This is a genomic window from Mycolicibacterium sichuanense (genome assembly GCF_033741125.1).
In the GTDB taxonomy this organism is placed as follows: Bacteria; Actinomycetota; Actinomycetes; order Mycobacteriales; family Mycobacteriaceae; genus Mycobacterium.
This window is the reverse complement of the sequence record NZ_JAWQPU010000013.1, coordinates 1-25,678: the sequence shown is the minus strand read 5'-3', so window position 1 is coordinate 25,678 and position 25,678 is coordinate 1. Positions and strand designations below refer to the sequence as shown.

At 65.7% G+C, this 25,678-nt stretch carries 24 protein-coding genes and 2 pseudogenes; 12 read left to right on the top strand and 14 right to left on the bottom strand.

Translation table 11 applies throughout. From position 1 onward, the window contains the following. Nucleotides 1-73: 73 nt before the first annotated feature. Nucleotides 74-985, bottom strand: coding sequence for a coiled-coil domain-containing protein (locus SBI80_RS26115; protein WP_318977854.1), 912 nt, complete (start codon nt 983-985; stop codon nt 74-76). Nucleotides 986-1,164: 179 nt separating this feature from the next. Between SBI80_RS26115 and SBI80_RS26110 the strand changes: the two genes are divergently transcribed. Then, nucleotides 1,165-2,022 carry a helix-turn-helix domain-containing protein gene (locus SBI80_RS26110; protein ID WP_318977853.1) on the top strand — a complete coding sequence of 286 codons (858 nt, stop codon included), beginning with the start codon at nt 1,165-1,167 and terminating at the stop codon, nt 2,020-2,022. 41 nt (nt 2,023-2,063) lie between these two features. On the opposite strand, the gene SBI80_RS26105 is transcribed toward SBI80_RS26110, so the two are convergent. From SBI80_RS26105 to SBI80_RS26095, 3 genes are all read right to left on the bottom strand, one after another. Beyond that, nucleotides 2,064-2,972 carry an aldo/keto reductase gene (locus SBI80_RS26105; RefSeq protein WP_318977948.1) on the bottom strand — a complete coding sequence of 303 codons (909 nt, stop codon included), beginning with the start codon at nt 2,970-2,972 and terminating at the stop codon, nt 2,064-2,066. Between the two features lie 153 nt (nt 2,973-3,125). Next, the gene (locus tag SBI80_RS26100) at nt 3,126-4,025 is read right to left on the bottom strand and encodes an alpha/beta fold hydrolase (RefSeq protein WP_318977851.1); all 900 of its coding nucleotides are present in this window, start codon (nt 4,023-4,025) and stop codon (nt 3,126-3,128) included. Between the two features lie 92 nt (nt 4,026-4,117). Beyond that, the gene (locus SBI80_RS26095) at nt 4,118-4,948 is read right to left on the bottom strand and encodes a MerR family transcriptional regulator (RefSeq protein ID WP_318977849.1); all 831 of its coding nucleotides are present in this window, start codon (nt 4,946-4,948) and stop codon (nt 4,118-4,120) included. Nucleotides 4,949-5,099: 151 nt separating this feature from the next. Here SBI80_RS26095 and SBI80_RS26090 point away from each other — a divergent pair, with 151 nt between their 5' ends. From SBI80_RS26090 to SBI80_RS26075, 4 genes are all read left to right on the top strand, one after another. After that, entirely contained in the window at nt 5,100-5,444 is a 345-nt protein-coding gene (locus SBI80_RS26090) for a nuclear transport factor 2 family protein (protein ID WP_318977847.1), read from the top strand. After that, nucleotides 5,441-6,280 (top strand): SDR family NAD(P)-dependent oxidoreductase, encoded by an 840-nt coding sequence (locus tag SBI80_RS26085; protein WP_318977845.1) that lies wholly within the window; start codon nt 5,441-5,443, stop codon nt 6,278-6,280. The genes SBI80_RS26090 and SBI80_RS26085 overlap by 4 nt, the downstream gene beginning before the upstream one ends. Before the next feature lie 85 nt (nt 6,281-6,365). After that, nucleotides 6,366-6,917: a YaeQ family protein gene (locus SBI80_RS26080; RefSeq protein ID WP_318977843.1), complete on the top strand. Its 552-nt coding sequence runs from the start codon at nt 6,366-6,368 to the stop codon at nt 6,915-6,917. Nucleotides 6,918-7,030: 113 nt separating this feature from the next. Further along, nucleotides 7,031-7,390, top strand: a complete 360-nt coding sequence (locus SBI80_RS26075) for a hypothetical protein (RefSeq protein WP_318977842.1) — start codon at nt 7,031-7,033, stop codon at nt 7,388-7,390. On the opposite strand, the gene SBI80_RS26070 is transcribed toward SBI80_RS26075, so the two are convergent. The 3 genes and pseudogenes from SBI80_RS26070 to SBI80_RS26060 all read right to left on the bottom strand — a co-directional run bounded on the left by SBI80_RS26070 (nt 7,387) and on the right by SBI80_RS26060 (nt 9,824). Continuing rightward, nucleotides 7,387-7,740: an alpha/beta fold hydrolase gene (locus tag SBI80_RS26070; RefSeq protein ID WP_318977841.1), complete on the bottom strand. Its 354-nt coding sequence runs from the start codon at nt 7,738-7,740 to the stop codon at nt 7,387-7,389. The two genes, SBI80_RS26075 and SBI80_RS26070, sit on opposite strands and share 4 nt — an antisense overlap. 286 nt (nt 7,741-8,026) lie before the next feature. Beyond that, nucleotides 8,027-8,449: pseudogene (locus SBI80_RS28270) on the bottom strand (NAD(P)-binding domain-containing protein); the annotation flags it as partial. 80 nt (nt 8,450-8,529) lie between these two features. Beyond that, nucleotides 8,530-9,824, bottom strand: a protein-coding gene (locus tag SBI80_RS26060; RefSeq protein WP_318977837.1) for an IS3 family transposase whose coding sequence is annotated in 2 segments (ribosomal slippage) — nt 8,530-9,551 and nt 9,551-9,824 — 1,296 coding nt in all. Because the reading frame shifts where the segments join, the coding sequence is not laid out codon by codon here. A 234-nt stretch (nt 9,825-10,058) separates the two neighbouring features. On the opposite strand from SBI80_RS26060, the gene SBI80_RS26055 reads away from it, so the two are divergent. Beyond that, nucleotides 10,059-10,502: a MarR family winged helix-turn-helix transcriptional regulator gene (locus SBI80_RS26055; protein ID WP_318977835.1), complete on the top strand. Its 444-nt coding sequence runs from the start codon at nt 10,059-10,061 to the stop codon at nt 10,500-10,502. 694 nt (nt 10,503-11,196) lie between these two features. On the opposite strand, the gene SBI80_RS26050 is transcribed toward SBI80_RS26055, so the two are convergent. After that, entirely contained in the window at nt 11,197-11,403 is a 207-nt protein-coding gene (locus SBI80_RS26050; RefSeq protein WP_318977833.1) for a polysaccharide deacetylase family protein, read from the bottom strand. Between the two features lie 412 nt (nt 11,404-11,815). Here SBI80_RS26050 and SBI80_RS28265 point away from each other — a divergent pair. Next, nucleotides 11,816-11,951: pseudogene (locus SBI80_RS28265) on the top strand (arabinosyltransferase C-terminal domain-containing protein); the annotation flags it as partial. A 104-nt stretch (nt 11,952-12,055) separates the two neighbouring features. Here SBI80_RS28265 and SBI80_RS26045 read toward each other — a convergent pair. The 6 genes from SBI80_RS26045 to SBI80_RS26020 all read right to left on the bottom strand — a co-directional run bounded on the left by SBI80_RS26045 (nt 12,056) and on the right by SBI80_RS26020 (nt 18,964). Then, nucleotides 12,056-13,330, bottom strand: a complete 1,275-nt coding sequence (locus SBI80_RS26045) for an aspartate aminotransferase family protein (RefSeq protein WP_318977831.1) — start codon at nt 13,328-13,330, stop codon at nt 12,056-12,058. Beyond that, on the bottom strand, nt 13,327-14,196 hold the full coding sequence (locus tag SBI80_RS26040) for an amidohydrolase family protein (protein ID WP_318977829.1): 870 nt from the start codon (nt 14,194-14,196) through the stop codon (nt 13,327-13,329). Before SBI80_RS26040 ends, SBI80_RS26045 begins: the two co-directional genes overlap by 4 nt. Beyond that, nucleotides 14,193-15,236 carry an aldo/keto reductase gene (locus SBI80_RS26035; protein ID WP_318977827.1) on the bottom strand — a complete coding sequence of 348 codons (1,044 nt, stop codon included), beginning with the start codon at nt 15,234-15,236 and terminating at the stop codon, nt 14,193-14,195. Before SBI80_RS26035 ends, SBI80_RS26040 begins: the two co-directional genes overlap by 4 nt. After that, nucleotides 15,237-16,160: an aldose epimerase family protein gene (locus tag SBI80_RS26030; RefSeq protein ID WP_318977825.1), complete on the bottom strand. Its 924-nt coding sequence runs from the start codon at nt 16,158-16,160 to the stop codon at nt 15,237-15,239. Between the two features lie 65 nt (nt 16,161-16,225). Beyond that, complete coding sequence (locus tag SBI80_RS26025) at nt 16,226-17,824, bottom strand: APC family permease (RefSeq protein ID WP_318977824.1); 1,599 nt, start codon at nt 17,822-17,824, stop codon at nt 16,226-16,228. A 210-nt stretch (nt 17,825-18,034) separates the two neighbouring features. Beyond that, nucleotides 18,035-18,964 (bottom strand): LysR family transcriptional regulator, encoded by a 930-nt coding sequence (locus SBI80_RS26020; protein ID WP_318977823.1) that lies wholly within the window; start codon nt 18,962-18,964, stop codon nt 18,035-18,037. 150 nt (nt 18,965-19,114) lie between these two features. Here SBI80_RS26020 and SBI80_RS26015 point away from each other — a divergent pair, with 150 nt between their 5' ends. The 5 genes from SBI80_RS26015 to SBI80_RS25995 all read left to right on the top strand — a co-directional run bounded on the left by SBI80_RS26015 (nt 19,115) and on the right by SBI80_RS25995 (nt 24,869). Next, entirely contained in the window at nt 19,115-19,978 is an 864-nt protein-coding gene (locus SBI80_RS26015; protein WP_318977821.1) for a hydroxypyruvate isomerase family protein, read from the top strand. Continuing rightward, nucleotides 19,975-20,877, top strand: coding sequence for a 2-hydroxy-3-oxopropionate reductase (locus SBI80_RS26010; RefSeq protein ID WP_318977819.1), 903 nt, complete (start codon nt 19,975-19,977; stop codon nt 20,875-20,877). Before SBI80_RS26015 ends, SBI80_RS26010 begins: the two co-directional genes overlap by 4 nt. Next, nucleotides 20,874-22,031, top strand: coding sequence for a glycerate kinase (locus SBI80_RS26005; protein WP_318977817.1), 1,158 nt, complete (start codon nt 20,874-20,876; stop codon nt 22,029-22,031). Before SBI80_RS26010 ends, SBI80_RS26005 begins: the two co-directional genes overlap by 4 nt. Nucleotides 22,032-22,047: 16 nt before the next feature. After that, nucleotides 22,048-24,129, top strand: a complete 2,082-nt coding sequence (gene tkt / locus SBI80_RS26000) for a transketolase (RefSeq protein ID WP_318977815.1) — start codon at nt 22,048-22,050, stop codon at nt 24,127-24,129. A gap of 515 nt (nt 24,130-24,644) precedes the next feature. Then, the gene (locus SBI80_RS25995; protein WP_318977813.1) at nt 24,645-24,869 is read left to right on the top strand and encodes a hypothetical protein; all 225 of its coding nucleotides are present in this window, start codon (nt 24,645-24,647) and stop codon (nt 24,867-24,869) included. Nucleotides 24,870-25,678: the final 809 nt, after the last annotated feature.

The window sequence follows — 25,678 nt, the reverse complement described above, 5'->3', positions numbered from 1 at the left end:
CAGGCTACGAACTGTGTTCGGCGATGTCTACCTGAGCGTCGAAGACGACGGACCAGCGACTGCAGCGGCAGATTCAGGAAACCGTGACGTGGACGTGGTTGAAGTGGTTGGCCACGCGCCACATCGTGTATGACACCCCGAAGCGGGCAGCCTGGCTCTGGACGTCGGCGTTGATCGCATCGCCGAGTGCCATATCCGATCCGATCATGATGTCGATGGCGTGGCCGCTCGGATGATCGGGAAGCGCGTCTGGGCGCACGCCCCCGATGGACTGCACCCCCGGGAAGGTCGCGATGATGTACGCCGCGAGGGTTCGGGCGTTGGGGACCAGACCGCTCATCCCGACGGTGGGGATCGCGCCGCCGGGGCCCAACAAAGCCTGCTGAGCGGCGGGCAGCGAGTAATAGGTCGCCCGCACCAATCTGACCTGGCCCTCGATCTCCGCCTGTTTCTTCTCCAGGTCGGCGCGAAGGGCAGCAGCGGCGTCGGCGGTCGCTTTGGCCGTGGCCGCGGATTCGGCCGAGGCTGCCGCGGCAACCTCTGCCTGCTGCTTGGCGTTGCGGAAGTTCGTCAACTGTCCCGACATCTCGTCGGTGATCGCTCGCTGGAAGGCCAGCCCGTCGATCAGGCGCTGGGGCGACGACGCCGTGAAGAACGCGCTCACGCTATCGGTGCGCCCGCCGGCATAGAACGCCGCCGCGGCTCTGTCGACATGTGCTTGGTAAGCGGCCAGCTGGGCCCGGGTGGATTCGAGCACCACCACATCGCCGGCATGCTTCTGCTCTGCGTCGTTCTGGAGCTGCACCTTCCTCTCGAGGTCTCGCTCGACGGATTGAGCGCTCTCGATCAGTTGTTGCGCCTGCGTGGTCAACTCGTTCAGCTTGGCCAGCTCGTCCACTTCTGGCTCGGCGAACGCAGAACCGGCCCGGGCCACGCAGAGCGCCGCGGCAACCGCGATCGCCGCGATGGGCCGGTGGAATTTCATGACTGCGCATCCTTATGACTGCCGACGACGTCGTCTCGAATTGCCGCGCATGGGTCTCAGGTCTCGGAAAGGTTACGAAGACCTGTGAAGGATGTCCAACCTTGGCGATAAGCCGGATCACTGCGAGCGAGCAACCGGCGTGATCGATCACTGAGCGGTGTGCGGTCCTGCCCGCTGGGATGATGTCCCCTATGGACAGCGCTACGGCACATCGATCAGCGGAGCTCAGTTCCTTCCTACGAGCGAGACGCCAAGCGATGACGCCGCAGGACGCTGGCCTCATACCTGGCACCGGCCGGCGGGTTCAAGGCCTTCGTCGAGAGGAACTCGCACTCCTAGCCGGATTGAGCACCGACTATTACCGCAGGCTTGAACAAGGTCGAGAGCACCGCCCGTCGCTGCAAGTGCTTCGTGCCCTCGCGCGCGCGTTGCGCCTGGACGCGCACGCGACCACTTACCTCATCTCGCTCGTCCATCCGGCCCCTCTCGCGACGCCAGCTCACGCGACCACCACCGCCTCCGCGGGAGTCCAGCATCTGCTGAATCATGGCTTGCGTGTGCCGGCGTTCGTCCTCGATCTCGGCCTCAACATCCTTGCCATCAACGCGGCCGGCCGCGCGATGTACAGCGGCTTTGCCGACATCACCAACCTCGCCCGCATGGTGTTCCTCGACCCTGCCGCCAGAGATTTCTATCCAAACTGGCACCACGTGGCCACGCAGACAGTCGGCAACCTCCGTTGGGGGCTGACCCGTTTTCCCAGTGACGACCGCGTTGCAGAGGTCGTGGAAGAAATTTCGCCTCAGAGTTCGGTATTCACCGAGCTGTGGGCTACGCACTACGTGCGTCCGCGCCCCAGCGAGGACAAACTCTTCCATCACCCGCAACTCGGCGAACTGCACCTCCATTTCGAGGCACTCGAGGTGGCAGATGCCCCCGACCAGCGGCTGTTTGTCTACTGTGCGCTCGACGGTGGCCCCTCTCCCGACGCTGTCGCCCTGCTGCAGGCCCTCGCTGAGTCGGCCCTGTCCAAGTAAGTCCCATACTCGCTGCAGCACCAAGGGATTCACTGCGCCAATCAGCTGGTGGCCGCAGTGAGCTGGTCGATTTCTTCTGGTGTCAGCCCGATTTCGGCGGCTGCCGTATTCTCTTCAAGATGCGCGCGGCGCGACGTGCCAGGGATGGGAAGCATGACCGGTGAGAGATGCAAGAGCCAGGCGATCGCCACTTGTCCCACCGTGGACTGGTGCGCCCGGGCGACGTCGGCGAGCGCTTGGTGAGCCGAGGGAAGACCGCCCTGCGCCACCGGCGCCCACGGAATGAACGCGAGCCCATCGCGTTCGCACACCTCCAACATGTCGTTGGCACTCCGGTCGACGACGTTGAACCGACTTTGGACGCTCACGATGTCGGCGATCTGACGCGCCTCGTCGAGCTGCGCTACCGTGCATTGCGACATGCCGATCTCGCGGATCTTGCCCTCATCCTGGAGCGCCTTGAGTTCCCCGATCTGGTCTGCCAGTGGCACTTTCGGATCCACTCGGTGTAACTGCAAGAGATCGATCTGATCGACACCCAAACGTCGCATGCTCATCAATGCCTGCTGCCGCAGGTATTCGGGACGTCCGACCGGTGGCCAGGCCGCCGGGCCGAGGCGTTTCGGTCCCGACTCAGTGTCGATCACATCGGGTCCGTTTCGGGTCAGGCCCGCCTTCGTCGCGATCACGACGTCATCGGGGTACGGATGCAGCGCCTCATACAGGATCTGTTCGGCGACATGCGGGCCGTAGGAGTCGGCGGTGTCGATGAATTGCACACCGAGATCGACCGCCCGGCGCGCCACGGCTATGCATTCGTCCCGGTCCTGGGGCTCACCCCAGATTCCGCGGCCGGTGAATCTCATCGAACCGAAACCCAAGCGTGACACCTTCTTTCCGGCAATGCTGATTGTCTCCGGATGCATGTTCACGATTGCGACTACCTCCATTTCTGAGTTTCCGATACGGCCCACGGGCACCTGTGATTCCGACCCGATCAGCCCCACTGCAGCCACGCTAGGCGCCGGCCGGCGGCTCTCGGGGGGAGTAATACACCCCCCTAGTTCGTCTGCGTGCCAGCTACCCGCCGACGGTGCCGACCATCAAGCCCGAGCGGCTCCATCGAACTCGCAGAACATTCTGGTGAAATACGCCGGCTGCTCCTCGGCCACCCAGTGGCCGCAGTCTGGCACCAGCTGACTCGTCACCGAATCAGCGACCTCTTCACACATCGCCCGGAAATGTCTTGCGAGATGATTCGAAGCACCCCCGGAAGCCAATACAGGGATGGTGAGCTTGCCGCGTTCTCGCAGCGCGGTGCGATTGTCTTGCGCGTCGCGGTCGAGCTCTCGGTAGATCTCACACATCGCCCGCATGGCTCCCGGGGCTTCGTAGGCGCGGGCGTAAACGTCGATATCAGACTCAGAGATCGCGTTCGGTTGGTAGGTCAAGTCGTCGAAGAAGCGAGTGATGTACCAACGTTCGCGTCCGTGCGTGAGGTAGACCGCGATGTCCGGGTTTGCATGAAAACCGAACTGCCAGGCGGATTTTTGGGCCACCCGCCACTCGTAATAGTCAGTGCCCGGCAGCGGAGCTTCCATGAACGTGGCGCTGACGACATCAGTGCGGTAACGCAGCGCAAAACTCAGGGCCAGTGTCGACCCGAGGTCGTGACCGACAAGCGACACAGGCTCTGTTACTCCCAGCGCCTCGTGCACGAGAGTGCAGATATCACCGGCCATTGTCCACTTGTCGTAGCCGTCGCGGGGTTTGTCGGACGCGCCGGCACCGCGGTAGTCGGGCATGATCACGCGGTAGCCGGCGACCGCGAGCGGCATCATGACCTTGCGCCACTCGTAGCGGGTTTGAGGCGCGCCGTGCAGAAGTACGACGGTCATCGTCGGGTCAGGTGGCGCGGCGACGGTATAGCCGATACGAACCGACTCTTCCGCATCAACCCAGGCCCGACCGTGGTGGACGACTACATCGCGCGCTGTGGTCATGGTGTACGCCTTTCTGCGTGTTTATCCGTGTCCACCGCCAGTGTCGACCCAGAATCGCGGCCAAGGGGGGCAACAAGTCGGCCCCCCGGCTGTCAGTCCGGCGCTGGCGTGGTGCTGAAGACCGGCCAGCAGATCTCCGTAGCGCTGAACGTCGTCGGCTGTGACGGCGTGCTGCCGAAGTAGTGCTCACGGATCGGCCCCTGGTGGCTGAGCAGATGTTCGTTCACGTACGTGCCCAGCGCCGCGTAACTACGGTCGATGCCGTCATCGTGACCGCCGCGGTGGGTGAGTACCGCGTATTCGGCTGCAGGCAGGACCTCGGCGCTAATGCCATCCGGGGGGTCAGCGGATTGCGGCGCGGGGACGAAAAGGGTTGCCGCGCCCTGTGATTCGAGAAACAGTGCTCGGTCGTAAAGCCCGCCCGGTACGACCGCGCGATCCGCGCCCGTCTCCGCAGTCACCGCGTTGCGCAGCGTTGTCAACGCCGCTCCGAACCAGGTGTCGATCTCCGCGGTCTCGATAATGGAGCCGATGGACCACACGGCGAGCGCCGGTTCACGACGCACCTCCACATGAGCAGGCACGCGCACCGGCGAGAGCAGCTCGCGCAACGCGCCGACCGTGTCACGGGTCTGCTGCAGCTGCTCCTCCATCTGTGCGAGGTGGGTCGTGATGATCTCGGTACGCGCCGCGGCGTCGTCGGTGCTCAGCAGCGCCTTGATGTCCGGGATGGACATGCCCAGGGATCGGAACCGTCGGATGATGTGCGCGTGATCGACCTGGCTGGTGTCGTAGTAGCGGTAGCCGGTGTGGGAGTCGATGTGGACCGGCTCGAGGATGCCAATGTCGTGGTAGTGCCGCAGCGCCTTGCGGCTCAGGCTCGTCATCACCGCGAAGTCTCCGATCGAAACCTGTGCGCCCATGGCGTCCTCCTCTGCGTTTGCACCGCCCATGTGATGGGACGCGGCCATCCTGAAGCCTCCCCTTGGGGGAGGGTCAACACCACGGCGCGTCTCCGATGATTTTTCGCCCAAGGGTTGACCTTCCCCTTACGGCAACCTCCATCGTGGGGTCATGACCAACACCACAGACTGGGATGCACTCCCGGACAGCGTAAGAACGTTCATGACCGCACTCGATGCCCGTGAGGTGGATCAAGCGCTGGCCACGCTCACCACCGATGCCGTGGTGACCGACGAGGGCCACGACTACACGGGACATGACGAGATCGGATCTTGGATCGCGACCGCAGCCAGCGAGTTCACCTACACCACCGAGTTCACCGGCGCGATGACAACCGACGCGGGCGTCGACGTCGGTCAGCACCTGGAGGGCGACTTCCCCGGTGGGGTCGCCGATCTGCACTACCGCTTCACCTTCGACGGCGCGCTGATCAGCCGGGTGGTGATCGAGCCGTGAGCAGGCGATGGTTCATCACAGGGGGCACGCCCGGCAACTTCGGGATGGCGTTCGCCGAGGCGGCGCTGGAGACCGGGGATCGGGCGGTGCTCACCTCGCGGCGTCCGCACGAGCTGGCGACGTGGGCGCAGCAGTACGGCGATCGCGTCCTCGTCGTGCCGATGGACGTCACCGACGCCGCGGCGGTGCAGCGCGCGGTGCGCACCGCCGAAGACCACTTCGGAGGTATCGACGTGCTGGTGAACAACGCCGGCCGCGGTTGGTACGGATCCATCGAGGGGATGGACGAGTCCTCGATACGGGCGATGTTCGAGCTGAACTTCTTCGGGGTGCTGTCCGTGACGCGGGCGGTGCTGCCCGGCATGCGCGCCCGCGGAACCGGGTGGATCGTCAACGTGTCCTCGGTGGCCGGGCTCGTGTCGGCGCCCGGGTTCGGGTATTACAGTGCGACGAAGTTTGCGATCGAAGCCGTCACCGATGCGCTGCGCGACGAGGTCGCCGCACAGGGCATCTCCGTGCTGACGGTCGAGCCGGGAGCGTTCCGAACAAACGCCTATGCCGGCTTCGCCAATGAGCCTGTCGCGGAGATGATTCCGAACTATCACGACATGCTGGAGCAGGTCCGCGCCGCCTTCATTGAGATGGACGGTGTGCAGCCCGGCGATCCGCGCCGCGGTGCCCATGCGGTGATCGCGGCGATGGCCCAAGACCCGCCTCCCCGCCGTCTGGTCCTGGGCAATGGCGGATACGAAGCCGTGGTCGATGCGCTCGACCAGAACCTGGCCGACATCCGGACGAACGAATCGCTCTCTCGCAGCGCAGATTTCCCTACGTAGCCTGCCTGCGACTTCGCGACATGAGTTTCGACCACTCGAAGCGGCCCGGCTACCCGGGGAACTCCACCAGGGTGGACACTATGGCGTGGCCCTTTCTGCAACAGTGTTCAAAGTCGAACTCGGCGTCTCCGATGTCGATCACGGCTACTACGCCGACCACCCGTTGACCGTGGCCCGTCATCCCAGTGAGACCGACGAGCGGATGGTGGTGCGGTTGTTGGCGTTTGGGTTGCGCGCGCACCGGCTCGGCGACGTCGACGGTGAGTTGGCGTTCGGGGCGGGCTTGTCCACCCCTGGCGTACCGGACTTGCGGCTCTCCGACTACACCGGCCGGATCTTGGAGTGGATAAACGTCGGCCAGCCCGATGAACGTGCCTTGAGCAAGGCGGCCAGCCAGGCCGAACAGGTGGTGCTGTTTCCGTTCGCCGCGAGCGTAGCCACCTGGTGGCGCACCGTGGGACCCAAAGTGGCGGGGCTGCCGAACCTGTCGGTGGTGCAGATACCGCACGCACCGGTGCAGCAGCTAGCCCAGACCGTCGATCGCCGGGTGTCAGCGCAGGTGATGGTGATGGAAGGTCAGGTGACGATGACCGTGGGCGGAGTCGACGTCACCTTCACTCCCGAACCATTGGAGTGAGTGCTGGAGCCGGAGGTGCCCGTCGACAGCGTTATCGCGGCGAGACTAGCCGGACTGGTAAACGGCGTCGCTTGCCTGGCGACCTGGGATTCTGCGAGGTCTAGGGTGGCGGAATGGGCTTGTTCAGTCATGAGGAGTTCCCGGATCCCGCCTACGGCGTTGGTGATGGTGGGGTTGTTGAGCGAGTTCGGGGTGCTGAGCTGGGCGAGTACGGGGTGGATGAACCTGTGGTCGTGGGCCCGGGGTTGCCGCCTGACGATGGTTCGTGCGGTCAGTTCGCTGTGCAGTTTCACGTGTCTACGTCAATGCTGGTCGGGCTGAAACGTATTGCGGATACGCGTGGGGTGAGCGTGCCGGAAGTATGCCGGCAGGTGATCGGCGTGTTTGTTGACCAACAGGAGGGTCAGCTGGGCGCATTGCTTGCCGCCGAGGGCGAGGCGGCTGATTACCGGCCGAGTTTGGGTGAGGCTTAGTCGCGCAGGAAATCGATCGCTTCCGGCATGGCGGTCGGGTCCTGGAGGAAGAACGCGTGGCCACCGTCGAAGATGCGCGCCACCGCGCCGGGGATCTGCGCCGCGATCGACGCGCCGTTCGCCGGCGGAGCAATCCCGTCGAAGCGCCCGGACGCAACCAGGGTCGGGCTGGTGATGCGTCCGAGCCGGTCGAACACGTCGTGTCCGGCGCGAGCTTCCAGCTGGAGTCGGGCGCCACGGCGCGCGGCCTCGGTCGACGCCGAATTCATTCGGCGCCTGGCCATGTCGTCGACCAGGGCGCGATCGGCCGGGTGCGCGTCCAGCCAATCGGCGGTGAACCGCGTGTCCAAAATCTGAGCGGACATCGATGCTCGCGTAAGACGACTCGATGATCGCCTTGCCCTTCGCCTGGAGGTACGGCGAGCCGGCCGCGGCCCCGTCGAACGCCTCGAGCATCAGCCGTTGGTCGAGGCCGAGGCCATCCGCGAGCGCGAACGACTGACCGACGGCGGCAGCCAGCGACGCGATCCACGCGTTGCACACCAGTGTCAGCTTCGACCCGAGACCCACCTCGTCGCCCACCCAGATGGTCTTGGCGCTCACCGCGTCGAACGCCGGTTGCACCCGCTCGCGCAGGCCGGGATCACCGGAGGCCAGCATCACCAGATTGCCCTGCTCGGCAGGAGCTTTGGTGCCGAGCACGGGGCAATCCAGGAACGCGACGCCGTGTTCGGCAGCGACCGCCGCGGTCTGGGCGGCGCCGTCGATGCCGACGCTCGCGCACTGGACGAACACCGCGCCGTCCTTCATGGCGGGCAGCACGGTCGCCATGACGTCGAGGGTTGCGGCCGCGTCGAACAGCATGGCCACGACGACGTTGGCGTCGACAACTGCCGCAGCCGCATCGGAGGCGACGTCGGCGCCATCGGCCGACAGCGGCTCGGACCGTTCCGCGGTGCGGTTCCACACCGCAACTTCGATCCCTTCCCGGAGTAGGGACCGCGCCATTCCGGCGCCCATCGCACCGGTACCCAGGACCGCCACGCGTAACGCGCTCATCACGTCACCGGTGCGCGCATCCGACGTTGACTCTGCGCATCGCCGTAGGGCTCTGACCCGACCATGAACCATCCCGGGTTTCATGCACCCTCGGGATTCTGCGAGCCGGCCGGTTGGCTGGCGTCGAGTTGATCGTAGTATTCGGCTTCTGCCTCGGCGGGTGGGATGCGCCCCAGGCGGTGCACGAGGCGCTGCTGGTTGTACCAGCTGACGTAGTCGGCGGTGATGAGCTCCACGTCACCCAGGTTGCGCAGCGGGCCCCGCCGGAACGGTGAGTCGGCACGTATGCACTCGTTCTTGTAGAGCCCGATGGTCGTCTCGGCCAGCGCGTTATCATAGGCATCGCCGACACTGCCGATCGAGGGCCGCGGCCCCGACAGAGACAGTGCTTCGCCGAAATGTATTGCCGTGTACTGACTTCCGGCATCAAAATGATGGATGGCGCCATCGAGCCGGTGGCCTTGCCGAGCCCGTAGCGCAGCGGCTTGGCGGATCGCGGACTCCACGAAATGGGTCTGCTTGACGCTGGCGGCTTCCCATCCGATGATCGCCCCGGCGTAGGCGTCGATGACGAACGCGACGTGGGCGAACGCCCCGGTGACGACCTTGACGTAGGTGAAGTCGGCGACGACCAACGCATTCGGGGTGGGTACTCGAAACTGGCGATCCACCAGATCGGGGGCCCGCTCGGCAGCCGGATCACTGATCGTGGTGCGCACTGACTTCTGCCGCCGAACGCCGTGCCAGCCATGGCGGCGCATCAGGCGCTCTACGGTGGACTTGGCCACCGGGAAACCCTCCCGTTGCAGGTGAGCCCACATCTTCACCGACCCGTACAACGACTCCGGCGGGCGGCGCCCGTGCTCGTCGGGCTCGTAGAAGCCGGCGAAGACCTCGGCGATGGCGGCATCCCACAAGGCCCGCTTCGAGGGTGCTCGCGAGGCCCAGGCGTAGAACGTACGTGGGGCGATCTGGATGCCATGCTCGGTGAGCACGCGGCAGATCGGAGCGACCCCGAAGCGATCCCTGTGGTCGGCGATGAACGCACTGACCGAACTGGTCAGCGGCGGTTGTGCGGGTCGCTCTCCCGCACGAAGAAAGACGTTGCCGCCTTGAGGATTTCGATAGTCTGCTCGAGTTCGGCGTTGCGACGCTTGAGCGCCTTGATCTCCGCGGCGGCCTCGCTGGTGACCCCATCACGGGCCCCGTCGACGACCTGTTGTTTGCGGATCCAGTTCCGCAGCGTCTCGGCGTTCATTCCCAGCCGCTTGGACACCGCAGTGATTGCGGCCCACTCACTGGGATAGTCCTCGCGATGCTCCAACACCAACCGGACGGCCTTCGCCCGCGTCTCCGGGTCGTACTTGCTCGGCATGAAATGCACCTTCCCAAGAAAGGAGGCGCGCATCAAACGCGGAAAGGTTCTCCATGTCGTTCCACCTTCTCTCGGGTGAACAGGATTCGAGTGAACCACGAAGACCTGAGAGCACCGCGCCCAACGTCACAGCAGCGGTCATTCGTCTCGGCGTCGCGATTGTCCTGGTGGACCGCTCACTCCACCAAGGGCATGCCTTGACGTCAAGATAAGTTGAGGTTTTAGCGTGAGTGGATGAGAAAAGAGATGCAACCCGCTGCGCAACAGCCACTGGGGTTCTGGGCCTTACGCGCAGGAGAAGCCATCCGAACCCGCACCCGCGGCCGACTGACGGAACTGGGTCTAACACAACCAGAGTGGTGGGTGCTGCACCAGTTATCGATGCACCCCACCGGTATGAGCCAAGGCGAAATTGTGTCAGTCGTCGGCCCTAACGAGTCTGACGACAGCATCGTGCACGCGATCGCGGCTGCTATCGACAAAGGGTGGATCGAACGCTCGGGTGACCGCATTCGTCTGACCGACACGGGTACGAAGCAGTTTCGTGCCGCCGCCGAGGTCCAGCGTCAACTAAACGACGAGCGACGTCTGGGAATATCTGACCGCGACTACGCCACTACCATTGAGGTCTTGCAGCGCACTGTGACCAACCTTGGTAGCGACGCATGGCACTGGTAGCCCGAGCCTTCTTAAACGCGATGGTGCTCGACGTCGAGCAGCCGTGAGCTCTGGCACTTCTAGCCGTCTCACGTCGTGTCATCTCCGATTCGTCTCACGACAGAACCTGCGCCAGTGTGGATTTCGGCCGCCGCCTTCTGCTATCTGGTCGCCCAGCGCCGGCCGCGAGCTATTGGCGACCTCAACGCCGCTTCTCTTGGCAGGCCTCGCACAAGCACCCGTACGTTCTCTTTTCGGTGTCATATCCCGATCCCTGACTTGCGCTGGCGCAGATGGCTCCCGTCGTGTCATAGGGATTGCGCCTCAAACCCGCGTCATTGCTCGAGGGGCGACGATGTCCGTCGATGTCGGAGGCAGCAAGGACCGTTGCTACCGCCCGCTAAATCGTCCGCCCACCTATCAAGCTCGCCATGGAAGTTGCGAGCCTCTCGGCCATCCGCGCTCTCGCGGTCGATCTGGGCGGCAGAGTCGACCCGGTCGTCGGCGAGTGGCGCTTTGGAGACGAAACTCGTTGCGATGCTGTCGACCCTGAGGGCAACGTCGTCCAGTTGATCGAACGCGGCACCACGGTCATGGCAACTCCCGGTTCCTAAAGTCGGGTTCGTGCCTCCGCTAATCCCGGCTAAACACGATCATTCTCGAATGTAGAGATTCGAGGCCGATCAGATCCTGCCTTAGGACGGACAGGGACGAATTATGCTGCGTTGGAATGGTTTTCGTCAAATGTGAGGAGTTCGCTCACCGTGACGAACCGGTAGCCATCGGACTGCAACCGGTCGATATTCTGGGGCACAGCGGCGCGCGAGGCTGATCGGCTTTCCAGCATGACGTGCAACAAGACGATCGAGCCTGGGCGGACGTTTTCTACGGTGTCCTTGACGATCTGGTCGGTGGTCGGCATGCCGGCCGAATCTGGTCCCAGATCCCAGGTGACCGTCGTTCGCCCGTGTTCTGCGAGGTAATGCGGGAGTTCCCATAGCTTCTTGCCGTAGGGCGGGCGGAAGGTGACGGGACCGCGATAGCCGGTTCGTGCGATGGCGGCGTCGGTTCATCGTGGACCACGCACGATATTTCGATGAACTGATCAGGTGATCTGCATTTAGATCACCTCTTCTAAATGCTGGCGGATCCGTTTACCGTCGGGCCATGTCGCCAACCCAGGCTCCGCGAGAGTCGTTCACTCGATCAGCACGCAAGGCCCACCACAACAGGTCTGACGACTACCGCACACCTCGACGATCGGTTCGGTTCAAGCTCCACACCGACCAAGATCGTCATCGTCGCCCTGGCTCGTGACGGCATCATCGTCGTCAACCACCCCCTGGCAAGACGCCTTCGGAGGCGGACCACTGGGATGGATCGACCCGCTGCTGACCGCGCGCACCCTGCCCTCCTACCTCCGGGATGACCTCGACCGCGACCTGGGGTGAAGTCGAGCGGTACCCCCCGGGTAGGCAACAGTGAGATGGCGCGAATCGAACGACGCCGATCAAGCGATGCGGCATTTGAAGCCCGCACCCCGAGGACAGGGTGATCGCTACGCCGCGGCTGGCTCAGTCGTCTCCGGCGTCGCCTAGCGCCGCGTCGAATCGCTTGAGTGTCTCGTCGACGTCGGCGCCGGTGTGTGCTGCCGAGACGTACCAGATTCCGCGATACGCCACCCAGATGCCGGCGTCGATGAGCTTGGTCGCAAACCGTCCGTAACGCTCGCCGTCCAGGGCCTGCACCTGCGCGAAGCTGGTAAGCGGTTCGCTGCTCGTGTCGAAACGAGCGTGGAAGGCCATCGGCAAGCCTTGCAGTTTGACGGGTACCTCGTGATGTTCGAGCAGTGCGGTCAGGCCGTCGATCAGGGCGGTGCCCACCGATTCGACGTGGCGGTAGACGCTGCGGTCCTCGAGTTCGTCGAGCGAGGCCAACACTGCGGCGGTCGCGATGGTGTTTCCGTTGAAGGTGCCGGCGTGGGTGAGCGCGCCGGTGGCCACGTCGGAGAAGAGCTCACCGCGGCCGACCAACGCCGCACACGGCCACCCGGCGGCCATGGCCTTGCCGTAGACCGCCAGGTCCGGCGACACGTCGAAACGTTCAGCGGCACCGCCCAGGGCCACCCGGAAGCCCGAGATCGTTTCGTCGAAGATCAGGACGATGCCCAATCGAGTGCACGCCTCGCGCACGTGCTGCAGGTAGCCGTCGACCGGCACGATGGCCCCAGCGTTGAGCATCATGGGTTCCATCACCACGGCGGCGATCGTGTCGCCATGATCCCTCAATGCCGCGGAGAACGCCTCGGCGTCGTTCCACTCGACGGTCAGCGCCGGGTCGAGCGCTTCCGGGAGCTGCCCGAGGCTGCCCGGTACGACCCGGTCGCCCTCCGAGCGAATCTGGATGTTGTCGAACCAGCCATGGTAATGCCCGTGGAACCGAAGGACGTTGCGCCGTCCCGTCGCGTTGCGGGCAATGCGCAAGGCGGCCTGAATCATCTCGCTGCTGGAGCTGCCGAAGCGCAGCTGATCGGCCCACGGCAGGACGCCCAGAACACGCTCAGCGGCCTCGATCTCGCGTCGATGAGTGGCTGCGTAGATGATGCCGTCGTGCTGGGCGGCCACGATCTTCTCCACCACGCGGGGAGGACCGTATCCCAGGAAGTTTGGCCCCTGCCCCAGCAGATAGTCGAGGTATTCTGTGCCGTCGACGTCCCACAGCCGGCAGCCGCTGGCACGTTCGACGATGAGATGTGGGTTCAGCAGCCGGGTGTTGCTGCTGACGCCGCCCGGCAACACGCGCTTCGCGCGCTCCCGAAGGTCGTGCTGAATCGTGGTGACGCCGTTCATGAGTGCACTTTCCTTAGGTTCATACGAGGTGGTCGGTAGACGGTCAAGGCGTTCTGGTACATGACGTGTCGACGATCGTCGTCGCTGAGCGCGGCAAGGGTCACCGTGGCGGCGGCCAACACGTGGTCGTAGCGCGCGGCCAACTCGCATACGGGCCAGTCCGATCCGAACATCAGCCGCGACACCCCGAACGTGTCGAGCAGATGGTCGACGTAGGGCTGCAGGTCCTCGACCCGCCACCCGCTCCATGACGCCTCGGTGACCAGGCCCGAGAGCTTGCACCACACGTTCGGCTTCTCGGCCAGGGCGGCAAGCCCGTCGGCCCAGTCCTGGGACCATCCGGTCGCAATCGGGGGCTTGGCACCGTGATCGACGACGAAGCGGACATCGGCGTGCCGGCGCACCAACGTGTCGGCGGCGGCGAGTTCTCGCGAGGTGATCTCCAGGTCGAATGCCAAGCCGCTGGCGGCCACTTTCCGCATCGCCGCGTCCACGTCGTCACGCAGGAGCCAGCGCGGGTCGGATTCGTCGGCGACCGCGTGCCGCAATCCCACCAGCTGCTCACCACCGATGCCCTCGCGCAGAAGGGCGATCTGGCCGGACACGTCCGCCGACGTCAAGTCGACCCAACCGACCACACCGACGACTTCTGCTGTACGCGAGGCGAGTTCGAGTAGGTCGACGGTCTCGGCCAGATCGGCGCGGACCTGGACGACGATGGTCGCAACTACGTCGTTGGCCACGAGATACGGCCGCAGGTCCGAGACGTCGTAGCGCCGCCGCAGCGGTTCGAAGTCCCCGGCCATCCACGGATACTCGCCGATCTGCGGGTCCCAGAGGTGATGGTGTGCGTCGACTACTTTCACCGGGGTTCACCCACGGGGGCGCTCTCGTCGAGCAGTCCCTGCGACACCAGGTCGCTCCACAGTTCCTCGGGGATCGGGCGGTCGAACAGCTCGACGTTCTCGACGATCTCGGCGCGGCTGCGGGCCCCGGTCAGCACTGCGACGACCGCGGGATGGGCCAGGGGGAACTGCAGGGCCGCTGCCTTCAGGGGTACGTCGTGACGCCGGCACACCTCGAACAGGCGGTGGGCTCGGGCGACCACGTCGGCCGGGGCGGGGTCGTAGTCGTAGCGCGCTTGCGGCCCGGGGTTCGCCAGGAGGCCGCTGTTGAAGACGCCGCCCGTGACGACGGCTATTCCACGTTCGGTGCACAACGGCAGGAAGGATTGCAGCGCAGTCTGTTCCAACAGCGTGTAGCGGCCCGCCAGCAGAAACATGTCGGGATCACTTTCCCGGGCGAAGCGTTCCAGTGCGGCGGTCTGGTTCATGCCGGCCCCGATCGCGGAAACCACCTTCTGGTCGCGCAACTCGATCAAGGTGGGTAATGCCGTCGCCAAGGCCTCGTCGACGTAGTCGTCCGGATCGTGGACCAAGGCAACGTCGAGTCGGTCGGTGCCGAGCCGGATCAGGCTCTCCTCGATCGATCGCAGCACGCCGTCGCGAGAGTAGTCGTACACCGTGGCGACATCTGGCGCGCCTGCGTCATACGGTTGGCCCGTCGAGTCGAAGTCGTCCGGATGCGGATCGGCGTCGGCGCGCAGCAAGCGGCCGACCTTGCTGGACAGCACGTAGTCGTCGCGCCGGTACCGTGCCAACCCGCGGCCCAACCTGGTCTCCCCGTTGCCGCGGCCGTACTGCGGGGCGGCGTCGAAGTAGCGCAAGCCGGCGTCCCACGCGGCGGCGACAGTCTCCTCCGCGTCGCCGTCGCTGACTTCGGTGTACATGCCGCCGATGGCAGTCGCGCCAAACCCGAGAGCTGTCACCGTAAGTGGGGTGCGACCGAGCCGTACGGCAGTGTCGTGACGGATGCGCGACCGCGCTCCGGGGGTGTTCGTGGTCATCTATCGCACCGTTCCGTCAGACTGGAGGTCGACGACCTGGTCCACGCCGTCGTAGACGACGGCGACCACCTCGGTCGACTCGCTCTCCTCGGGCCCCAGCAGGCGGGCGCGTCCAGCGGCGACGGCCTCGTCGAGGGGGCTCGGGTAGCCGGTCCACGGTTCGACCAGTGCCTGGTGATAACCGCGCCAGCCACCGTAGACGAGGCAGAACCACACCACCGGAAACAAGTCGTGGTCGAAGCACAGCCCGAAGCCACGCCTGTCGGCGACGTCGGTGGCGGCCACCCACCCCGCACTCAAACCGGTCAGGTAGTGCAGGGCGAAGGCCCCGACGTCGATGTCGTCGGCACGGCGCAAATCGCGCCCACGCAGCATCGGCCAGTCGTACTCGTCGCCAGGCCGGCCGAGCACCTCGCCGCCGGCCTCGTCGACTAGTCCTCTGGTCGCCGGGATGTCGAACCGCATTCCCGATCTCAGCGCGAGACTGGGATGCACTCCCCAGTTGTAGTCGAACGGCATCGTGCCGATGTTGCGCAGCGTGTACCCGAGGGTGAAGCGTTGCTCGTCGGCGCGGAGCGTGATGGTGCGCGTCAGTTCGGCCGGCGTTATCGGCGTACGCACCGTGGTGGTGAGCACGATTTCATCTGCGCTGGAATGGATCCGATGACTCGATCGTGCCGTCCACACCTCGCCCATGTAGGGCAGCAGGTCGCCGTAGCGGTTGCGGCACGCCCTTCCCCCAGGGAAGGCGTCGTCCCAGCCGCCGGCCCAGTGATCGTCGAAGTCGGCGTGCACCGCCGCCACGTGGGGCGAAATTCGAGGTGACTTCCACAGCAGGTCGAGGTCGCGCTTCTTGTCCACCACCCGAAAGATGTTGGCCCCGCGTTCGGGCAGCACGTCGAGGACCAGGTGCTCGTTTTGCATCCGTACCACTCGTAAGCCGTGGTAAGTCCAGTCGTCGTCGATGCTGAGATGCGCTGACCTGCGAATCATGGCTTGGCGACTTCTGGAGTCTCACCGTGGAAGCCGCCGGTCACCCGTGGCGTGCCTCCGCCGGTCGATCCTCGATGCAGGTGCTCGTCGACTTCTTCGACCGCGACGGCCAAGTAACCCGCTTCAGTGGTGAGTCCCTCGTCGCGGCTCAGCGATTCCGCAATCCGGCGCGTGGTCTTGGGAGCGGCGAAGATGATCACGACGATCGTGACCACCCACACCGCCGCGATGACGATGTTGGCGCGTCCCGCACCCGTCGTCGGCCATGGTGAGACGTTGCGGAACATGGTGTAGCCGATGACGGCGATGGCCAGCAGCGGCACCACGTAGTCGAGGGCGGCGGCCTGGTGACCCAGCCTCGGTGCGCGAACGCAGAGGTAGTACCACGCACCGATGGAGAACAATGCGTAGGCCACCAGGAGTACCAGCGTGCCAACGGTTCCCGACCAGGCGAACAGGTCGAAGGCGGTGTCGGTGACGAACACCCGCATCACCACGATGATGGCGGCGGCCAGCCCGCAGACGAACAGGGTCGCGCTGATGGGCGTGCCCGACTTCGCCGAGACCTTGGTGAAGCCGCGGCGTTCGAACGCCCCGCGGTTCAGCGCGAACAGCAGCCGCGACGCGGCGACCGCGGTGGCCAGGGCGCATCCCATCGCGGAGATGGCGGTACCCAACGTCACCAGGTCGCCGACGACGGGGCTGACGTACTGCTCACCCAAGGTGCCGAACAGCGAGGCTGACTTCGAAAACGCCTCAACGCCTGCGTCGTCGGTGCCAAAGCCCAGCATCTCCACGCTCGTGCCGACGATGTAGAACAAGCCTCCGAACAACGCCACGCCGAAGATGGCGATCGGGATGGCCCGCTTGGGATTGGTCGTCTCCTCGCCCAGGCTGGCCGCCGCTTCGAATCCCGCGAACGACAGGAAGCCGAAGACGATGCCGAGGAACAGGGTGCTCGTCGAGATACCTGGCGGCACGCTGAACATGTCGAGGTTGAACCTCTGCCCACCGGGGGCGCTGCCGCCGGCGACCCGCACGACGACGACGACCGCGATGACCACGATGACCGCGGTCGTGCAGATCTCCACCCAGAGCAGGGTAGCCATCGACTTCTTGACCGGAGAGATGGCCAGCAGGGTCGCGATGGCCACCGAGACCAGGGCGATGACCCATGGCACGATGTCCGGCGTCGTCTCGTAAAGACCTAGCCCGCGCAGGAATTCGGCGCCGAAGATTCCCGCCGTCATCGACGTGGTCAGCATGAAGCTCAGGTACGCACCCAGGAGCGACCACCCCGCGACCACCCCGGCCCGAGGGCCGATCGTCACACCGGTCAAGCCGAACACCGAGCCGGCGTGGCTGAGTCGACTACAAATCCGGGCGAACCCGTACGCGACCAGCAGCACACCAATGGTGGCGAGGACGAAGGTCAAGGGCACGGCGCGTCCTACCGTCGCGCCCGCACCCTGTGGGTTGATGTTGACCGCCAGGCTGGCGCCCATCGCGGCCACGGACAGCGAGATGGCCGCCCACGTGGCCAACGAGCGCCGCAGTTTTGGTTGTGTTCCCGGTGATTCTGCTGGTGAGGTCATGCTTCCCATTTCTCGTGCGGCGACCCTCGGGCCGAAGTGCCGCTGCATCTCGTAGCGGCCGGGGATGTGCTGACACCAACTCGGTGGCGGTTACGGCTTACGAAACGTCTTGACGAGACCACCGATCGGAGTGGATCGACCGTATGGCCGCGGTCGACCCGACACAATGACGAAGGTGACGGCCCATTGTTCGGCTTCTCCGAATGATGATCACGGGATCGCAAGCCGGTTGGCCGCCTTGAGCTGTTCTGCGACGGCACTGAATCCGGTGGCGATGGCGACGAGATCGGCGACCTTGGCGGTGTGCTCGGGCCACCACGCCAAGGCCACCACGCACGGGGGGATGTCGCGAATTCGGCGGAACGCCACACCTGGCCGTGAGTAGAAGCGTTGCGCACCAGCCGAAGTCACGCTGATACCGACGCCACGGGCAACGAGGTGCAGTTCGGCGTCGCGCGTACTGGCCTCGTCGACGACCATGGCGGGGGTGGTGCGGTACTCGCTGAGGAGCCAGTAGTCCCGCCACGGACCGGGGGCCTTCGGCGCGGCGATGATGGGTTCCTTGAGCAGATCGGCGACGCACACGCTGTCCTGGCTTGCCAGGGGGTGCCCGTCCGGGACGCACACCACCCGGTCCTCGCTGACCAGTTCCAAGGTGGTGAGTCCGGCCAGACCGGTGGGCGGCCGGATGATGGCGGCGTGGACCGACGAGTCCCGCAGTCCGGCGGTCGGATCGGCGAAGTCGTACTCCACCGACCGCAGCAAGCGCTGTGGATATTCGGCGGCGAAGGTCCTGAGCAACCACGGGATGACCTCCAGCCCCGCCCCGATGGTGTAGCCCAGAGTCAACGCCGAGCCATCCCGGTCCGCGGTCCGCTGAGCTGACTTGATGGCGGCGTCGAGGTCGTCGAGGATTTGGGCGACCAGATGCGAGAACACCGCGCCCGCGTCGGTCAGTTCGACCGACCTGGTGGTGCGGACGAAGAGCTGCAGCTTGAGCTGGCGTTCCAGGTCCTTGATGGTCTCGCTCAACCACGGATTGGACACCAACAGCTGCTCAGCCGCGCGGGAGAAGCTGCGGTGCTCGGCGACCGTCAGGAATGCGCGCAGCTGGCGCAGGCTGACGTTGGGCTGGGTCATGCGGCGAAAGAGTACTCGGCCGGCGCCCTGACTGTTCGGCTTCGACGAATAATCTCGGCGGGTGTTCGTCATTGTCCCCGACTGTTGCGAACCCTAGTGTCGGTGACGCTGCACGAACCTGCAGCCCAACGGTTTTGGAAAGAGGACGTGGTGGCTTCCGCATTGTGGGCACGGTCGCAGGCGAACATCTCCCTGCTGTTTGCCGAGGTGCCCTTCGAACGTCGGGCCGCGGCCGCGGCGACCGCCGGCTTCGAGGCGATCGAGTGTTGGTGGCCGTTCACCGTCGCGTCGCCACCACCGGCCGAGGTCGACGCCTTCGTCGCATCCGTCGCCGACGCCGGGGTGGCGCTGCGCGGGCTGAACTTCTTCGCCGGCGACATGCCAGGGGGTGACCGGGGCGTCGTCTCCAACCCCTCCCGCAGAAGCGAATTCGACGACAGCATGGCCGTCGCGGTCGACATCGGCGCCCGCCTGGGCGTCACGGCGTTCAACGCGCTCTACGGCAACCGGGTCCCCGGGCTGAGCACCGACGAGCAGGACGAGGCGGCCCTCGACGCCCTCACCGCCGCGACGGAACAATGCGACGCGATTGGCGCAACTGTCCTCGTCGAACCAGTCAGCGGGGTTGGGGCCTACCCCCTCAAGCTAGCCGGCGACGCCCTCGCCGTGATCACCAAGGTCCGTGAGCGCACGCAGGTCGGCAGGATTGCGCTGTTGGCGGACCTGTATCACCTGACCGTCAACGGCGACGACGTCCGCCGCGTGGTGACCGACCACGTCGACCGAATCGGGCACGTGCAGATCGCGGACGCACCGGGTCGCCACGAGCCCGGGACCGGGGCCGCCGACATCATCGGATTGGTCGACCTCCTCGAGCAGTCCGGTTACACCGGTGGACTCGGGCTGGAGTACGTGCCTTCCGGTGACACGGTCGCCGGGCTCGCCTGGCTGTACCAGTTGGCGCCAGGCCTGCAGGTCAACGCCGATTCGCCTGCCGCCGAGATGGTTCGATGAGCGCGCCAACGAGCAATCCGACCGTGGCGTTCATCGGGCTCGGCATCATGGGCTCGCCGATGGCGGCAAACCTGTGCGCCGCCGGTCTGGACGTCGTGGGTTTCAGCCGCACCATGGCCAAGGTCGACGCGCTCGTCGCCAAGGGCATGCGGCCCGCCGACGACGTCGCGGGCGCCGTCCGCGACGCGGACGTGGTCGTCACGATGCTCCCAGACTCCCCCGACGTGGAGGCCGTGGCGCTCGGCGCCGACGGCATCGTCGAATCGGCGGCTCCCGGAACCTTGTTCGTCGACATGAGCACCATCCGCCCCGACACTGCGCGCGCGGTCGCAGAGGCGGCGGAGGGCCGCGGGCTGCGTTTCCTCGACGCCCCGGTCAGCGGTGGCGAACAGGCCGCGGTCGACGGCACGCTGTCGATCATGGTCGGCGGATCCGCGGCGTCGGTCGCCGACGCCACCCCGGTGCTTCGACACCTCGGTACGACCATCGTTCACGTCGGCCCCGTGGGAGCAGGCCAAACCGTCAAGGCCGCCAACCAGTTGATCGTGGCGGGAAACATCGAACTCTTGGCCGAGGCCTTGCTGTTCCTCGAAGCGCAGCAGGTCGACACCGAGAAGGCAATCTCGGTCCTCGAGGCCGGGCTGGCCGGCAGCACCGTGATGGCCCGCAAGGCGCGATCCATGGTCGCCCGCAAGTTCGCCCCCGGTTTCCGGATTGCCCTGCACGACAAGGACCTCGGAATCTTCACCACCGCAGCCCGGACGTCGCGGACCGCCACCCCGCTGGGCGCCGTCGTGGCCCAGCTGATGTCCAGCGCCCACGCCCAGGGGGACGGCGACCTCGACCACTCCGCCTTGTTCCGGCTCGTCGAGCGGCTCTCCGGCCGCCCAACACCGTGACGACCCTCGTCCTCGCGCCGGACAAGTTCAAGGGCAGCCTGACCGCCCCCGAGGTCGTCGACGCCCTGACCGCCGGAATACGGCTACGACGCCCCGACGTGACCGTCGTCGCGCGCCCGGTCGCCGACGGCGGCGAAGGCACCCTGGACGCCTTCCTCGCCGCGGGGTTCGTGGCGGTCCCGGCGATGGCGGCGGGTCCGTGGGACACCCGTCGCCATACAACCAGGATCGCAGTCCGCGGCTCCACCGCCGTCGTCGAGATGGCCGCGTCGATTGGGGGCGCACCCCGAAGGGACAACCCCCTGACCGCAACCACCCTCGGCGTGGGCCACCTCGTCCGGCACGCCCTCGACATGGGCTGCACCGACATCATCTTGGCGCTCGGCGGCAGTGTCAGCACCGACGGTGGCGCAGGCATGCTCCAGACGCTGGGTGCCGTGCTGCAGACACACCGCGGTCGGCCGCTGCCGTTGGCCTACAACGCGATCGCCAACGCCGCTTCCCTCGACCTCACCGATTTGGACCCGCGGCTCTCACGCACCGCGTTCACCCTCGCTGCGGACGTCACCAATCCGCTTCTGGGGGCCAGCGGCGCCGCGGCAGTCTTCAGCCCGCAAAAGGGGGCCACGCCCGCTCAGGTCGTGCTCCTCGAGAACCGCCTCCGACGATGGGGCGAGCTGGTCAACGCTGCCACGAACACGGACATGACGTCGGCACCGGGCGCCGGATCGGCTGGCGGAACGGGTTTCGGTGCCATGGCAGTTCTCGGCGCGCGCTTCCGGCGTGGCGTCGACGTGGTGCGCGACGTCGTTCAGCTCGACGACGCGGTGGCCGGCGCCACACTGGTCGTCACGGGAGAGGGATGCCTGGACACCCAGTCGCTCCACGGCAAGGCTCCGATGGGTGTCGCAGAATGCGCACGGGCGCAACGAGTACCGGTCATAGCGGTCGCAGGGACGGTCCGCCTCGACCGCCGTCAGGCCCGCGCCGCGGGTTTTAGCGCCACCTACGCGCTGACCGACGTCGAGCCCAACCGCGCCGCAGCGATGTCCCGTGCCGCCGATCTCGTCACGATGATCGGAGACCGTATCGCCGAACGCCACCTCGGCCCACAGCCAACTCTCACTTCACTACGACGCGTCGAAGCCTCTTGACGACAAAGGAATTGCAATGACCGACTTGGCAGCCACCGTCGACGTCGACACCGTCACCGTCAACACGATCAGAACGCTGGTGATCGACGCCATCGCCCAGGCCAAGTCGGGGCATCCCGGTGCGGCGATGGCCTTGGCGCCGGTCGGGTACACCCTGTGGAATCACACGCTGCGCTACGACGTGAACGACCCACACTGGATCAACCGCGACCGATTCGTCCTGTCGGCGGGACACGCCTCCATGCTGCTCTACGCCCTCCTGCACCTGGCCGGCGTCCGCAGCGCAGACCGAGACCGCCTGGCGATCGAACTGGACGACATCCGCCAATTCCGCCAACTCGGGAGTCCATGCGCGGGACACCCAGAGTATGAACTGGCCGACGGAATCGAGTGCACGACGGGCCCGTTGGGGACGGGCGTGGCAACAAGCGTCGGCATGGCCATGGCCGGCAAGTGGCAAGCAGCACGATTCAACCGACCTGGCTTCGACATATTCGACTACCGCGTGTACGCGCTCGCAGGCGACGGCGACATGATGGAGGGCATCGGCCAGGAAGCAGCGTCGCTGGCCGGTCACCTCAAACTAGACAACCTCTGCTGGATCTACGACAGCAACGCCATCACGATCGAGGGCGAGACGTCACTCGCGTTCACCGAAGACGTGGCGACACGGTTCCGTTCCTACGGATGGACCGTCACCTACGTGGCGGACGCCAACGACCTTGCCGCGCTACGACGAATCTTCAACGAGTTCACCTCGCACACCGGGTCGCCGATGCTCGTCATCGTCCGCAGCATCATCGGCTACGGGGCACCCACCAAACAGGGCACCGCGTCCGCGCACAGTGAGCCCTTAGGAGACGACGAGGCTCGCGCGGCGAAGCGCTTCTACCAATGGCCGCAAGAAGCCCGGTTCCACGTGCCGGACCTCGCCTATGAGCAGTTCGCCCTCGGTGTCTGCGCCAGGGGCACCCAGCGGCGCAACGACTGGGACGACGCGATGGCCCGATACGAGAGTGCACATCCCGAACTGGTCGACGAGCTTTGGTCGATGGTCACTCGGACGCTGCCCGAGGACTGGGACGCCGACCTGCCCGAATTCACCCCCGCCGACGGGCCGGTGGCGGGACGAATCGCCAACCAACGGGTCCTCAACTCAGTCGCCGCGACGGTGCCATGGCTGATTGGTGGCGCGTCCGACCTGGCACCGTCGACCAAGACGGGCCTCGAGGGTGCCAGCGGGCATTTCGGGCCGACGGACTACGGCGGTCGCAATCTGCACTTTGGCGTCCGAGAAGCCGCTGCCGCCGCGGCCGCCAACGGGCTCGCGCTGTGCGGACTTCGGCCGTTTCAGGCCGGCTTCCTGGTGTTCTCTGACTTCCAGCGCGGACCACTGCGCCTCGGTGCGTTGATGGGCCAACCGGTGATTCACGTCTTCACCCACGACTCCATCGGCATGGGCGAAGACGGCCCGACCCATCAACCCGTCGAGCAGCTCGCCTCACTGCGGGCCATGCCCAACCTGGTCGACCTGCGTCCCGCCGACGCCAACGAGGTCCGCGAAGCCTGGCGGGTCATCATGTCCCTCGACGACCGGCCCGTCGCGTTAGTCCTGTCCAAGCAGGACGTGCCCGTCTTCGACAGGACCGCCGTCGCCTCGGCAGCCGGACTGGCCCGAGGAGCGTACGTCTTGGCCGACCCGGCCGACGGCACCGACCCGGTTGCGCTGATCATCGCCACGGGCAGTGAAGTCGCGCTGGCGATGCAGGCGCGAGAGTGTCTAGCCGAGACCGGCGTTCCAGTCCGGGTGGTCAGCATGCCGTCATGGGCCTTATTCGACGAACAGGCCTCGGACTACCGCGACCACGTCCTGCCACCCCACCTTGCGGCTCGGGTCGCCGTGGAAGCCGCTTCCGGGTTCGGCTGGGAACGCCACGTCGGTGCCGCGGGGCGCATCATCGCCCTTGATAGCTTCGGCGCCTCGGGCCCGGTCGCCGACGTCCACCGCCACTTTGGTTTCACCGTCGAAGACGTCACGCGCACGGTCCTGGAGGTCGTCGGGCGCACCGATCGCCAGCATGGCCTGGACACCGCCTAGGGTTCCGGCGCGCCGCAGACGACGCGCGACTGGTCCGAGCGGCGCCTCCGTGACGCCCGACGGGTAACGGTCGTCTAAACGGGCAAGGGCCGTGAGGATCTGCGTCGGCGTGCCCACACCGGCGCGAAGGTCGTGCCCGTGTCGTCTTGATCGCCCTGCTCGCCCTTGGTGGCGGTGCACTCGGCAAAGGGGTTGGCACCAGCTCCTCGCTTGTCCTGCCGCCCGAGCTGGTGATCTCTGCCCCAAATGGCCGTCCCGATGTTGCTTACGGGAAAGACTGATCAAGTTAGGCCAATCCGAGTTGTAACAACGGATCTCGTCATCCGCGGACTCGCCATCGTCGAGGCTGCAACCCCTCAGCGACAAGGTTGACTCGGCCCAGCCGGACTCGGCCGCGGAAAAGATGCGCGCGTTGCGCGCTGATGACTTGTTATTGCTGGGCCAGGCGGGCGCGCAAGGCGCTGACCAGTGCTCGTTGGCCGCCGGCGGTTTGGGTGGAGGGAGCCAGTGCTGCGGTGTCAGAGGCTGCGCCGTTGACCACCGCACCAGAGGTGCCGCGACGGCCGCGCTCCGCCGCGGCGGCGTCACGCAGATTGGTGCCCAGGGCGTCGTCGGCCCTGGCGGCGGCGTCCAGCGCCGGTCCGGCATCGGTGGCGAAGGTGCCGCAGCCGGCGGGCAGTGCCCCCGAGATCGCGGCAATGCGCTCGCCGTTGCGACTCGTCCTCCGCGAGGACAGCTAATCACGCCATCCGGTCTGCACTGACCGAGCGCCTCAGGGGTTGAGGCCGTAAGAGTCCGTCGCGGAGTCGATCGGATTCACCGACTGATCGACTTGGTTTGGTGCCGGCAACTCGCTTCAAGAGACGCAAGACAGCCGCGTGGTGCCACCGCCCAGCTGATGTCCCATTGGACTGAAAGCGAGAATCTATTGGGGTTGGGGGACGCCCATCAGATGTGAGACGCGCAGCGCGAGAGGGGAAACGAGACAACGCGACCTGGAATTACACGGTGGGGGGACGAAACAGACACCGCGCACGTCGGAGACTCCCATCTGCGGGCCGAACTACGTTGAGTTGCCCGCTTGCACCGACGTGGGCCATTGCTGGAGCAACTTTTGCGTACTGGAATTCTCCGTCCCCGCTGCCCGCGTGCAATTTCACTGCGACGCCCTCGACCAGGTTGCGCAGTTGGCTCAGGATGTTCTGCGCAAGCAGCGCACGATCATGGCTTAACGCAGCAATGTTCGACGAGATGGCGTCCGCGGCGCTTTGGATTTGCTCATCAACCGAACTCACGTCGTGCCCCCGCGTCTTCCCAGTGCCTGATTCCTTACACCCGTCAGCGGTCGACGGAGTTTCCGGATTCTCACTTTCATGTCCAATTGGACATCATGTGGACATTTGATTTGAGAATTGGACATAAAGTTTGAGAAGCCACAGCGGAACCCGACTAGCTGTAATGGCCAGGCAGGTTGTGAACGGCGTGGCGTGAGGAAATAGGTGAGGACCTCCGGTATCGGTGTGGTTACCACACGCACATCGATAACCGA